14 protein-coding genes and 1 riboswitch are annotated in these 11,849 nt (G+C 71.2%); of the genes, 12 read left to right on the forward strand and 2 right to left on the reverse strand.

All coding sequences use genetic code 11. From position 1 onward, the window contains the following. On the reverse strand, window positions 1-128 hold a 128-nt coding region (locus AC1MIR_RS12585; protein ID WP_480028751.1), incomplete at its 3' end, for a DUF1194 domain-containing protein. A gap of 81 nt (window positions 129-209) precedes the next feature. On the opposite strand from AC1MIR_RS12585, the gene AC1MIR_RS12590 reads away from it, so the two are divergent. The 4 genes from AC1MIR_RS12590 (at window position 210) to AC1MIR_RS12605 (ending at window position 5,016) form a co-directional block, all read left to right on the forward strand. Continuing rightward, window positions 210-1,184, forward strand: a complete 975-nt coding sequence (locus tag AC1MIR_RS12590) for a Bug family tripartite tricarboxylate transporter substrate binding protein (RefSeq protein WP_480028495.1) — start codon at window positions 210-212, stop codon at window positions 1,182-1,184. A gap of 90 nt (window positions 1,185-1,274) precedes the next feature. After that, on the forward strand, window positions 1,275-2,000 hold the full coding sequence (locus tag AC1MIR_RS12595; protein WP_480028496.1) for an exopolysaccharide biosynthesis protein: 726 nt from the start codon (window positions 1,275-1,277) through the stop codon (window positions 1,998-2,000). Between the two features lie 18 nt (window positions 2,001-2,018). Beyond that, window positions 2,019-2,639 carry an exopolysaccharide biosynthesis protein gene (locus AC1MIR_RS12600; protein ID WP_480028497.1) on the forward strand — a complete coding sequence of 207 codons (621 nt, stop codon included), beginning with the start codon at window positions 2,019-2,021 and terminating at the stop codon, window positions 2,637-2,639. A 41-nt stretch (window positions 2,640-2,680) separates the two neighbouring features. Beyond that, a riboswitch (cobalamin riboswitch) is annotated at window positions 2,681-2,945 on the forward strand. A gap of 118 nt (window positions 2,946-3,063) precedes the next feature. Next, a complete protein-coding gene (locus AC1MIR_RS12605) occupies window positions 3,064-5,016 on the forward strand; it encodes a TonB-dependent receptor plug domain-containing protein (RefSeq protein WP_480028498.1) in 1,953 nt (650 codons plus the stop codon). 49 nt (window positions 5,017-5,065) lie between these two features. Here AC1MIR_RS12605 and AC1MIR_RS12610 read toward each other — a convergent pair whose 3' ends face one another. Next, the gene (locus AC1MIR_RS12610; protein ID WP_480028499.1) at window positions 5,066-5,266 is read right to left on the reverse strand and encodes a YgaP family membrane protein; all 201 of its coding nucleotides are present in this window, start codon (window positions 5,264-5,266) and stop codon (window positions 5,066-5,068) included. A gap of 135 nt (window positions 5,267-5,401) precedes the next feature. Here AC1MIR_RS12610 and arfB point away from each other — a divergent pair, with 135 nt between their 5' ends. From arfB to pufA, 8 genes are all read left to right on the forward strand, one after another. Next, entirely contained in the window at window positions 5,402-5,728 is a 327-nt protein-coding gene (gene arfB / locus AC1MIR_RS12615; protein ID WP_480028500.1) for an alternative ribosome rescue aminoacyl-tRNA hydrolase ArfB, read from the forward strand. After that, the gene (locus AC1MIR_RS12620) at window positions 5,728-6,168 is read left to right on the forward strand and encodes a methyltransferase (protein WP_480028501.1); all 441 of its coding nucleotides are present in this window, start codon (window positions 5,728-5,730) and stop codon (window positions 6,166-6,168) included. The genes arfB and AC1MIR_RS12620 overlap by 1 nt, the downstream gene beginning before the upstream one ends. A gap of 76 nt (window positions 6,169-6,244) precedes the next feature. Then, window positions 6,245-7,198 carry a chlorophyll synthesis pathway protein BchC gene (gene bchC / locus AC1MIR_RS12625; protein ID WP_480028502.1) on the forward strand — a complete coding sequence of 318 codons (954 nt, stop codon included), beginning with the start codon at window positions 6,245-6,247 and terminating at the stop codon, window positions 7,196-7,198. Next, window positions 7,195-8,214, forward strand: a complete 1,020-nt coding sequence (locus tag AC1MIR_RS12630) for a chlorophyllide a reductase iron protein subunit X (protein ID WP_480028503.1) — start codon at window positions 7,195-7,197, stop codon at window positions 8,212-8,214. The genes bchC and AC1MIR_RS12630 overlap by 4 nt, the downstream gene beginning before the upstream one ends. Window positions 8,215-8,324: 110 nt before the next feature. Then, window positions 8,325-9,728, forward strand: a complete 1,404-nt coding sequence (gene bchY / locus AC1MIR_RS12635; protein ID WP_480028504.1) for a chlorophyllide a reductase subunit Y — start codon at window positions 8,325-8,327, stop codon at window positions 9,726-9,728. Between the two features lie 4 nt (window positions 9,729-9,732). Further along, window positions 9,733-11,169, forward strand: coding sequence for a chlorophyllide a reductase subunit Z (gene bchZ / locus AC1MIR_RS12640; RefSeq protein ID WP_480028505.1), 1,437 nt, complete (start codon window positions 9,733-9,735; stop codon window positions 11,167-11,169). A 154-nt stretch (window positions 11,170-11,323) separates the two neighbouring features. Further along, window positions 11,324-11,503, forward strand: a complete 180-nt coding sequence (locus AC1MIR_RS12645) for a hypothetical protein (protein ID WP_137181323.1) — start codon at window positions 11,324-11,326, stop codon at window positions 11,501-11,503. A 24-nt stretch (window positions 11,504-11,527) separates the two neighbouring features. Continuing rightward, the gene (gene pufA / locus AC1MIR_RS12650; RefSeq protein ID WP_480028506.1) at window positions 11,528-11,707 is read left to right on the forward strand and encodes a light-harvesting antenna LH1, alpha subunit; all 180 of its coding nucleotides are present in this window, start codon (window positions 11,528-11,530) and stop codon (window positions 11,705-11,707) included. Window positions 11,708-11,849 lie beyond the last annotated feature (142 nt).

Here is an 11,849-nt window from a genome sequence, read left to right on the forward strand (position 1 = left end):
GCCGCGGCCAGCACGCCGGGATCGCGCAGCGCCGCGGCGGTGCCGCCGGCCATCAGCGCGAATTCCTCGAAATCCACGCTCGCCGAGACATCCATGGCGAGGCAGAGGGCGACATCCACGGGCTCCATGCAGGCCTTTGTTGCAAAGCCCCGGGCAAGTCGCCATTCCAGGCGCGGGAGCTTCGGGAGACGAGACCAATGCCCAGACCAATGCAACGACGCGCACTCATCGGCGCCGCGACGCTGGGGGCGGGGCTGATCGCCGCGCCGGCGATCCGTGCGCAAGGAACCTGGCCGAACCGCCCGGTGCGGGTGATCGTGCCCTTCACGCCGGGCGGCGCGACGGACGGCATGGCGCGCGTCACCGCCGCCAAGCTGCAGGAGAAGCTCGGCCAGACCTTCGTGGTGGAGAACCGCGCCGGCGCCAATGGCGCCATCGGCGGCCAGGCGGTCGCGCAGGCCACGCCCGACGGCTACACCTTCCTCTTCTCGGCCAGCATCCAGATCCTGGCGCGGCTGGTGATGCAGAACCCCGGCTACGATCCCGTGGCGGACCTGCTCCCGGTCACGCGCGTGGGCGAGGGCCCGCTGCTGCTGGTGATGAACGCCAACCGGCCGCAGACCACGCTGGCCGAGGTGGTGGCCGCCGCGCGGGCCAATCCGCGCGACTGGGCCTTCGCCGTCTCCTCCCTCGGCGCGGCGGGGCACCTGGCGACGATCGAGTTCATCCGCCAGGTCGGCGCCGACCTGACCCAGGCCTCCTATCGCGGCACCGCGCCGGCGCTGACCGATGTGGTGGCGGGCAATGTCCACCTGATGTTCGACCCGATCCTGGCGACGCTGCCGCAGGTGCGCGCCGGCCGGGTGAAGGCGCTGGCCATCACCGCACCCGAGCGCAGCCCCGCCGCGCCCGAGATCCCGACCGCCGCCGAGGCGGGGATGCCCGGCCTCGACATCCAGTCCTGGTGGGCGCTGTGGGGTCCGCGCGGCGTGCCGGCCGAGATCACCGCCCGCATCGGGGAGGTGCTGCGCACCGGCATGTTCGAAGCCGATGTGACGGCGCGTGTCGCGACGCTCGGCATCACGCCGAAGGCCGAGAGCGGGGCGGATTTCGCCGCCTTCATCGCGCGGGACTTCGCGCGCAGCCAGCAATTGCTGCGGCTGGCGAACTTCCAGCCGGTCTGACGGCCGGCGGGTGGCGGCGGGTGGGTGGCGGCCGGGCTTGCCGCCACCTTCACGGCACCGTGAATCCGCTCTGTCGGCGCCCCGCGCGCCATGCTACTGCTCGCGCGGGGAGCGTCACCGGCGCCAAGGCCGGCATGTCTGGAGGAGGGGTCCGCCATAGACGGCCTGCGCCACGCGCCGCCTGCGTCGCATGCGGATGCGCATCCTGTACCCGTCTCCGAACTCGTCTGCGACATCGCGCGGACCTGGCCGAGCGACCGGGTGACCCTCGGCGGGTTGATCGAGGCGCTCGGCCCGCGCGGCTACGGCGTGCTGATCGTCCTCTTCGCCCTGCCGAACCTGCTGCCGATCTACATCCCCGGCCTCAGCCCGATCTTCGGCATCCCGCTGATGATCATCTGCGCCCAGCTCGCCCTGGGCCTGCCGGCGCCCCGCCTGCCGGCATTCCTGACCGCGCGCTCGATGCGCCGCACCGACCTCGTGATGATCACCCAGAAGGCCACGCCCTGGCTGCGGCGCGTGGAGCGTTGGGTGCGCCCGCGCCCCTCCATCGTGACCAGCCGGCTGGGCGAGCGGGTGGTCGGCGCCTATGGCGTCTGGCTCGCGCTGATCGTCATCGTGCCGCTGCCCTTCACCAACGGCCCGCCCTCGCTCGCCTGCATGATCATGGCGATCGGCCTGATGGAGGAGGATACGCTGACGATCCTCGCCGGCGCGGCCTTCGGCGTGGCGGCGAGCTTCCTCGGCCTGTCGATCATCGGCACGATCGCCTATGCGCTGATGGCCGGCTTCACCTGGCTGTTCGGCCTGCCCTGAGCCGTCCATCCTGGGCCCATGGATCCGGAACGCCCGCAGGCTGAAGACACCGCGCCGATCTCCCGGATCGTCGCGGAGGTCGCCGCCGCCTTTCCCGGCGAACGCATCACGCTCGGCGAGATGGCGGAGGCCTTCGGCGACCGCGCCTATGGCCTGCTGCTCCTGCTCCTGCTGCTGCCCGGCCTGCTGCCCGGCATGGCGAGCGTCTTCGGCTTGCCGCTGATGATCCTCGGCATCCAGATGGGCCTCGGCCTGCGCGTGCCGAAGCTGCCGCGCATCCTGGCGCGGCAGAGCATCAAGCGCTCCGACCTGCTGCGGCTCGCCTCGGCCTCCTCCAAGGGGCTCGGCCGGATCGAGCGTTTCGTGAAGCCGCGGCCGGGCTTCTTCATCGGCCCGATCGGGGAGCGGATCATCGGCTGGCTCACCGCCTATGTCGCGATCATGCTGATCCTGCCCGGCCCCTTCACCAACGGCCCGCCCGCCTTCGGCAACATCGTCATGGCGCTCGGGCTGATCGAGCACGACAGCAAGGTGACGGGCCTCGGCGTGGCGCTGACCATCGCGGGCTGCATCTTCGCCACCGCCGTCCTGGTGCTGATCGTCTGGCTCGGCTTCGAGGCCTTCGGCTGGGTCGCCTGACACACGGGCCGCCATCTTGGCGCCGGTGTCAGGCGCGCGATACACTCCGGCCATGCGACGGTGGCCCGCAAGGGCTGAAACGGGAACGCGCGAGAGGTGAGGATCCGATGCGATCGCAAAGCGACCGAAGGTCGCGGCGCGTGACTCGCGGAAGGATCGCACCAAGGCCGCGGCTGCCCCCGCAACTGTAGGCGGAGCCGTCCTGCCCTCACGCCATTGGGGTGTCACCCCGAGAAGGCGGGCAGGACCCCGGGGATCCCCCGGCACTCCGCGAGCCAGGAGACCGGCCGGCGCAGAGACGTCCCGCGCGTGCCGGGCGGGGTGCACCGGCGCAACGGAGCTCGGCTCCGCCAGTGGCGACGACGCCAGCCGTCCCGTGCGGGAAACCGCGCGGGGCATGTCGTCACGTCGCACGGAGGATCCGATGCGAAGCTTTCTTCTCGTTACCTGTGCAAGCGCGCTCGCGCTTGCGCCTGCCGCGCGCGCGCAGCAGCCCACGATCCAGGCGCCCGAGACCGTCGTCACCGCCACGCGCATCCCGACCCCGCAGGACCGCGTTCCCGCCGCCGTCACCGTGATCAGCCGCCAGGAGATCGAGGAACGCGGCTACCGCACCCTGGCGGAGGCGCTGCGCATGGTGCCGGGCATGCGCGTGGTGCAGGCCGGCGGCGTCGGCCAGCAGGCCAGCGGCTTCCTGCGCGGCAGCGCCTCGCGCCACGTGCTGGTGCTGCTGGACGGCGTGCCGGTCAACGACCCCTCGGAGCCGAACGGCGCCTACAATTTCGGCAACGAGCTGCTCGGCGACATCCAGCGCATCGAGGTGGTGCGCGGCCCGGCCTCGGCGCTCTACGGCTCCGGCGCGATCGGCGGCGTGATCAACATGATCACCCGCCGCGCGCCGCAGGGCACGCCCTTCCAGGCCTTCGGCGAGATCGCCGGCGGCACGCAGCGCACCCTGGGTGGCAATGGCGGCATCGCCGGCACCACCGAGCGCTACGACTACCTGTTCATGGGCCAGGGCCTCTCCTCCCGCGCCTCGGACGCGACCGCGCCGCGCTTCTGGTCGAACACCGGCGAGCGCGAGGGTTTTTCGGGCGGCGCGGCGACCGCCCGCGTCGGCGTGCGGCCGACGCCGACCACGCGCATCGAGGGGCTGCTGCGCTGGCGGGAGAACCAGTTCGGCCTCGACAACGTCCCGCGCGACGATCCGAACAACGAGATCACCGACCAGCGCTGGTTCGGCCAGGTCCGCGGCGAGGCATTGCTGTTCGGCATCTGGACCACCGGCCTGCGCGCCGCCGTCACCGAGGATCGCCGGCGCAACGTGAACCTGCCCGACAACCTCTCGCCCACCCGCACGGACGATCTCTTCCGCGGCACGCGGGAGACCTATGACTGGGGCAACCGGCTGGATTTCGGCACCGTCGGCGCCGCGCAGGACGTGCGCATGACCTTCGGCATCACGCGCGAGATCGAATCGACCGACAGCCGCTCGGGCAACCTGCCCTTCCAGACCATCACCGACGCGACCGCGCGTTCGACCGCGTATCACGTCGGCGGGCAGGCGCGCTTCTTCGACCGGCTGGAGATCTTCGGCGGGGTCCGGCAGGACGAGGCCGAGGATTATGGCGGCTTCACCGCCTGGCGGCTCGGCGCCACGCTCGATGTGCCGGAGATCAATTCGCGGCTGCTGCTCTCGGCCGGCACCGCCTTCAAGGCGCCGTCGCTGTTCCAGCGCTTCGGCCGCATCGGCACCACCTTCCGGGGCAACCCGGACCTGCAGCCCGAGGAATCCTTCGCCTGGGAGGCGGGGATCGAGACCGATCTCCCCGGCTTCGGCCGCGGCGATTTCGCGACGTTCGGCGCCACCTTCTTCCAGACCCGCTTCCGCGACCTGATCAACTTCAACGCCGCCTTCTCGACGCTCGAGAATGTCGAGAATGCGCGCGCGCAGGGCGTGGAGCTGTCCGGCACGCTGCGCCCCGCCGCCTGGCTGGAGCTGCAGGCCAACTGGACGATCACCGAGACGCGCGACGACGCGACCGACCGGCCGCTGCCACGCAGGCCGCGCAACGCCGTCGCGGCGCTTGCCCGCATCGCCCCGGTGCGCTCGGTGGTCATCGTGCCGGAGGTGATCTGGACCGGGCCGTCGCCGGAAGGCCCCTTCGCCTCCTACCTGGACAATGGGCGGTCGGTGACGAGCATCGCCTACAACAAGTCCGGCACGGTGCTGAACCTGACGGCAAGCTGGCAGGCGACCCAGACGGTCGCGGTCTTCGCGGAAGGCCGCAACCTGGCGAACAGCCGCTACGAGCCGGCGAACGGCTTCGTCATCGCCGGGCGCAGCCTGCTGGTCGGCACGCGCTTCGTGTTCTGACGGGGCGGCGGGCCGGGGGCGCGCCGGCCCCCCGGCCCGCGCAAGCCGCTCAGGCGGCGCCCTTGCCCGCCGGGCAGGTGTTCAAGCCGAGCAGCGAGTAGGCCGGGCAGGAGCCCATCAGCGCCGTGCCCAGCGGCACCAGCCCGATCAGCCCCCACCAGCCGAGCGGGCCGAAGGCGCCGAGGGCCAGCAGCACCAGACCCGCCACGAGGCGCAGCCCGCGGTCGATACCGCCCATGTTCCGGGTCATCGTCTCTGTCTCCTGTCTTGCCTCGCGCGGCAGGGCGCCGCGACCGGGGGACAGCGGAGCATGCCGGCCGCGGCGCGTCGGTGACGATGTCACGCGGCTGGACGGGGCGCGGGCCCAGCGCCTATGGCCGCAGGCATGGCCCGCATCCCGACCATCCCCGACGCCGCGATCGAGGAGCACTTCCTCCGCGCCTCGGGCCCCGGCGGGCAGAACGTCAACAAGGTCGAGACCGCGGTGCAGCTGCGCGTGCATCTCGACCGCGCGGGCTTGCCGGAGGCGCTGCGCGCGCGGCTGGAACGCCTGGCCGGCCGGAGGGTGACGGGCGACGGCGTGCTGGTGATCGAGGCCAGCCGCCATCGCAGCCAGGACCGCAACCGCACCGATGCGCGCGAGCGCCTCGCGGCGCTGCTGGAACGTGCCGCGGAGCCCCCGCCGCCGCCGCGGCGCCCGATCTTCGCCTGATGCTGTTCGACTTGCCGGCGGTCGCCGAGCAGGGGCGGGAGCGCTTCGCGCGCCTCGGCCTCACGCCGCGCGCCGCCGTGCATGGCGGGGACTTCACCACGGATGCTCTGCCGGAGGGCGCCGACCTCGTCAGCCTGGTGCGCGTGCTGCACGACCATGACGATGCGGTGGTGCTGGCGCTGCTGCGCCGGGTGCGCGCCGTGCTGCCGCAGGGCGGCCGGCTGCTGATCGCCGAGCCGATGTCCGCCACACCCGGCGCCGAGCCGGCCGGGGACGCCTATTTCGGTTTCTACCTGCTCGCCATGGGTCGTGGCCGCCCCCGCCGGCCGGAGGAGTTGCAGGCGCTGCTCGCGGCCGCCGGCTTCGCTTCCTCTCGTCTCCTGCCCACCCATACGCCGTTGCTGACTCGCGTGATGATCGCGGAGGCCGGCACGCCGTGACCGATTGGTGTCAATTATGCTTGACAGTAAATCCTGTCAGGCTACCCTGACGATCCGCAAAAGTCCGGAACCCGCTGTGGACACCCTCGCCGTCGTCCTCGAAGCACCCGAAAAGCTTGCGCTGAGCAGGCTGGATCTCGTCGCCCCGGGCGACGAGGACGTGGTGGTGGATGTCGCGTTCAGCGGCATCAGCACCGGCACGGAGCGCCTGCTTTTCACCGGCCGCATGCCGCCCTTCCCGGGCATGGGGTATCCGTTGGTGCCCGGCTACGAATCCGTCGGCCGCGTGGTGAGTGCCGGCGCCGCCGCGGGGCGGCGGATCGGCGAGCATGTCTTCGTGCCCGGCGCCCGCTGCTTCGCCCCGCGCGACGGCCAAGCGGTGCGCGGCCTGTTCGGCGGCGCCGCGCGCCGCCTTGTGGTGCCGGCGACGAAGACGGTTCCCGTCGCGGAGTCGCTCGGCGCCGATGCGGTGCTGCTCGCGCTCGCCGCCACCGCCCGGCATGCGATCGTCCCTGGCGCCGTGCCGCCTGATCTCGTCATCGGCCATGGTGTGCTGGGTCGGCTGATCGCGCGCATCGTCGTCGCGATGGGCGCGCCCGCGCCGACCGTGTGGGAGCTGAACCCGGCCCGCAGCGACGGCGCGCGCGGCTACACGGTCGTGTCGCCGGACGACGATCCGCGCCGCGACTATCGCTGCATCTGCGACGTCAGCGGCGACTCGGGCATCCTCGACGCGCTGGTGCAGCGTCTCGCCCCTGGCGGCGAGATCGTGCTGGCCGGCTTCTACAGCGCGCCGCTCAGCTTCTCCTTTCCGCCCGCCTTCATGCGCGAGGCGCGGATCCGCATCGCCGCCGAGTGGCGCGAGCCCGACCTCGCCGCCGTGCAGGCGCTGATCGCCGAGGGCCTTCTGCAGCTCGACGGCCTCGTCACGCATCGCCGCGACTTCGCGTCCGCGCCGGACGCCTACCGGACCGCCTTCGAAGATCCGGGCTGCCTGAAGATGGTTCTCGACTGGAGGGACTGCCAATGAACGCCCCTGCCGGGTTCCAGCCGAATCGCGACACCCAGGCCAGCATGGCCGAGAAGCTGCGCGCGGAAGCCGCGCAAGGCCCCGACCCCGTGCACACCGAACCTGCGAAGAAGCAGACGCAGGTGATCGCCATCTACGGCAAGGGCGGCATCGGCAAGTCCTTCACCCTGGCCAACCTCAGCTACATGATGGCGCAGCAGGGCAAGCGCGTGCTGCTGATCGGCTGCGACCCGAAGAGCGACACGACCAGCCTGCTGTTCGGCGGCAAGGCCTGCCCGACCATCATCGAGACATCGTCGCGGAAGAAGGCCGCCGGCGAGCCGGTGGTCATCGGCGATGTCTGCTTCAAGCGCGACGGCGTCTTCGCCATGGAGCTCGGCGGGCCCGAGGTCGGCCGCGGCTGCGGCGGCCGCGGCATCATCCACGGCTTCGAGCTGCTGGAGAAGCTCGGCTTCCACGAATGGGATTTCGACTTCGTCCTGCTCGACTTCCTGGGCGACGTGGTCTGCGGCGGCTTCGGCCTGCCGATCGCGCGCGACATGTGCCAGAAGGTGATCATCGTCGGCTCGAACGACTTGCAGAGCCTCTACGTCGCGAACAACGTCTGCTCCGCGGTCGAGTATTTCCGCAAGCTGGGCGGGAATGTCGGCGTCGCGGGCCTCGTGATCAACAAGGACGACGGCACCGGCGAGGCGCAGGCCTTCGCCGAGGCGGCCGGCATCCCGGTGCTGGCCGCGATTCCGGCGAACGAGGATATCCGCCGCAAGAGCGCGAACTACGAGATCGTCGGCCGGCCCGATGGCGAGTGGGGGCCGCTGTTCCAGGCGCTCGGCGTGCAGGTCGCGGAGGCGCCGCCGCTGCGCCCGACGCCGCTGACGCAGGAAGGTCTGCTCGGCCTGTTCAAGGGCGACGTGGTCGGCCGCGACGTGGTGCTGCAGCCCGCGAGCCAGGAAGACATGCGCGCCGCGGGCGTGGTCGCGAAGCCCTCCCTCGAAGTGGTCTACGAGGGCGCCTGATGGACACGCTCCCTCCCACCAGCGCACCGATGCCTGCAGAAGGCTCCGGCTGCCATGGCGGCCGGGAAACGCTGCAGGCGGCCGCGCGGGCCGCCGGCAAGAGCGAGACGATGGATCGTCTCGCCAAGGACTATCCGCGCGGCCCGCACGACCAGCCGCAGAGCATGTGCCCGGCCTTCGGGTCCCTGCGCGTGGGCCTGCGCATGCGGCGCGTGGCGACGATCCTCTCGGGCAGCGCCTGCTGCGTCTATGGCCTGACGTTCACCAGCCACTTCTACGGCGCGCGCCGGACCGTCGGCTACGTGCCCTTCAACTCCGAGACGCTGGTGACGGGCAAGCTGTTCGAAGACATCCGCGACGCCGTGCATGAGACGGCGAAGCCGGAGGACTACGACGCGGTCGTCGTGACGAATCTCTGCGTCCCGACAGCCTCCGGCGTGCCGCTCGAGCTGCTGCCGAAGCAGATCAACGGCGTGCGCATCATCGGCATCGACGTGCCGGGCTTCGGCGTGCCGACCCATGCCGAGGCGAAGGACGTGCTCTCCGGCGCCATGCTGCGCTATGCGCGGCTCGAGGCCGAGGCCGGACCGGTCGCCCGCCCGCGCAACCTGGTGGAAGGCGAGCGCACCATCGCGCTGATCGGCGAGCTCTTCCCCGCCGACCCGATGGGCATCGGCGCGATCCTGTCGCCGATGGGACTCGGCCTGGCGCCGCAGACGCCGGCGCGCGAATGGCGCGATCTCTATGCCGCGCTGGATGCCGTCGCGGTCGCCGCCGTGCATCCCTTCTACACCGCGAGCATCCGCGAGTTCCGCGCCGCGGGCCGGCCGGTCGTCGGGTCCGGCCCGGTCGGCGTCGAAGGCACGGCCGCCTGGATGGAGGCGATCGCCAAGGCTGCCGAGGTGCCGGCCGCCATGCTCGATGCCGCGAAGGCGCGCATGCTGCCCGCCATCAAGGGCGCGATGGCCGCCGCGCCGATCAAGGCGCGCATCACCGTCTCCGGCTATGAAGGCAGCGAGTTGCTGGTGGCCCGCCTGCTGAGCGAGGCCGGCGCCGAGGTGCCCTATGTCGGCACCGCCTGCCCGCGCACCGAATGGTCGGATCCTGACCGCGAATGGCTGGAAGCGCGCGGCACGCATGTGCAGTACCGCGCGAGCCTGGAGCAGGACGTCCATGCGATGCTGGACGCGAAGCCGGATCTCGCCCTCGGCACGACGCCCCTGGTGCAGAAGGCGAAGGAGCTCGGCGTTCCCGCGCTCTACTTCACCAACATGGTCAGCGCGCGGCCGCTGTTCGGCCCGGCCGGCGCCGGCTCCATGGCGGCGATCGTCGCCGCGCAGACCGGCGGGCGCGAACGCTTCGCGCGCATGGTCTCTTTCTTCGACGGCGTCGGGACGGCGGATCGCGCAGGCTACGGCTTCAAGGGGAAGCCCGAGGAACCGCAGGGATTCCGCGACAGGCAGCGGAAGTTGCGCGCGATCAAGGCGCGCGCCGAAGAGGCGGTGGGAACATAGCGCCATGCTCGTTCTCGACCACGACAGGGCCGGCGGCTACTGGGGCGCAATCTACGCCTTCTCGGCGATACGCGGCCTGCGCGTGGTGATCGACGGCCCGGTCGGATGCGAGAACCTGCCCGTCACTGCGGTGCTGCACTACACGGATGCGTTGCCGCCGCATGAGCTGCCGATCGTGGTGACCGGGCTCGACGAGGATTCGCTGTCGCAGAACGGCACCGAGCCGAACCTGAAGCGCGCCGCGGCGACGCAGGACCCGGACCTGCCGGCGGTGGTGGTGACCGGCTCGATCGCCGAGATGATCGGCGGCGGCGTCACGCCGCAGGGATCGAACCTGCAGCGCTTCATCTGCCGCACCATCGACGAGGACCAGTGGCAGGCCGCGGACCGCGCCATCATGTGGCTCTGGAGCGAGTTCGGCGCCAAGGGCCGCAAGGTGCGGGCGCGCAACCCGAAGCTCGGCGAGAAGCCGCGCGTCAACATCATCGGGCCGATCTACGGCACCTTCAACATGCCCTCCGACTTGGCGGAGATCCGCCGCCTGGTCGAAGGCATCGGCTGCGAGGTGAACCTGGTCTTCCCGCTCGGCAGCCATGTCGAGGACATCGCGAAGCTGCCGGATGCGGACGTCAACATCTGCATGTATCGCGAGTTCGGCCGCAAGCTCTGCGAGGAGCTGGACCGCCCCTGGCTGCGCGCGCCGATGGGCCTGTTCGCCACCACCAACTTCCTGCGCAAGCTCGGCGAGCTGACGGGGCTCGACCCCGAGCCCTTCATCGAACGCGAGAAGCACACCACCATCAAGCCGCTCTGGGATCTCTGGCGCAGCGTCACGCAGGACTTCTTCGCCAGCGCGTCCTTCGCGGTGGTCGCGACCGAGACCTATGCGCGCGGCCTGCAGCGCTTCCTCGGCGAGGAGATGGGCGTGCCCTGCGCCTTCGCCTTCGCCCGCAAGGCCGGCGAGAAGCCCGACAACGCCGCGGTGCGCGAGGCGATGAAGAAGTCCCCGCCTCTGGTGCTCTACGGCTCCTACAACGAGCGGATGTACGCCGCGGAGCTGCGCAGCCGCGCCATGTACATCCCGGCCAGCTTCCCCGGCGCCATCATCCGCCGCAGCACCGGCACGCCCTTCATGGGCTATGCCGGCGCGACCTACATCGTGCAGGAATACTGCAACGCGCTGTTCGACGCGCTGTTCCACATCCTGCCGCTCGGGACCGATCTCGACCGCGTCGAGCCGACGCCGGTGCGCCCGGCCGAGATCTGGGACGAGGAGGCGGTTTCCCTCCTCGACCGGCGCGTGGAGTCGGAGCCCTTCCTGCTCCGCATCTCCGCCGCCAAGCGCCTGCGCGAGCAGGTGGAGAAGGCAGCACGCACTGCTGGGGAGCAGCGCGTCACAGCGGACCGTGTCGCACGCACGCTCGCGGAGAGCGTCGCATGACTGATCCGCTCCCCAGATCCCGCACCTCGAACCGGATGGCGCATCGCGCCTGCCGGCTCCTGGTGCGGGTACGCCATGGCGGCTCGCCGCCTGGCAACCCGGCCGCGCGGGATCTGCGCGGTAACGGCCGCAAGGCCAATAGGAGGCTCGAGGCATGGCCGAAGGTTCGCGAACCGGCCTGACTGAGGGCGAAGCGCGGGAGATCCACCGCCTGTTGATCCAGGGGTGGGCTTTCTCGGTCTTCGCTTCGATGGGCGCACACATCCTGGTGTGGCTGTGGCGTCCGCTCGTCTACGGAAACCAGATCGTCCCGCCGGACTGGCGCTTCTTCTGATCGGACGGGAAGGAGAGACAGCCCATGCATAAGATCTGGATGGTGGTTGACCCTCGGAGGTCACTGTTCCTCGCGATGATCGCGGTCATCGCGGTGGCCGCGGTGATCCACTTCGCGGTGCTCAGCTCGCCCCGTTACTGCGACCACCTGGGGTGGTGTGCGACGTCGCCGACCTTCGTGCCCGGTCAGCCGGTCATCAGGTAGCGGCGGTCGCCAATGTCGATCCGCGACAGCGGGTGGAAACCAACCGATCCCGCAGCCGGCGAGCATAGCGATATGCGCCGGCTGCGGTGCGGGGGGGGGGGGCCCCGGGGGGGGGGGGGCGCCCGGGGTGGGGGGGGGCAGG

Source organism: Falsiroseomonas sp. RANM36 (assembly GCF_056682175.1).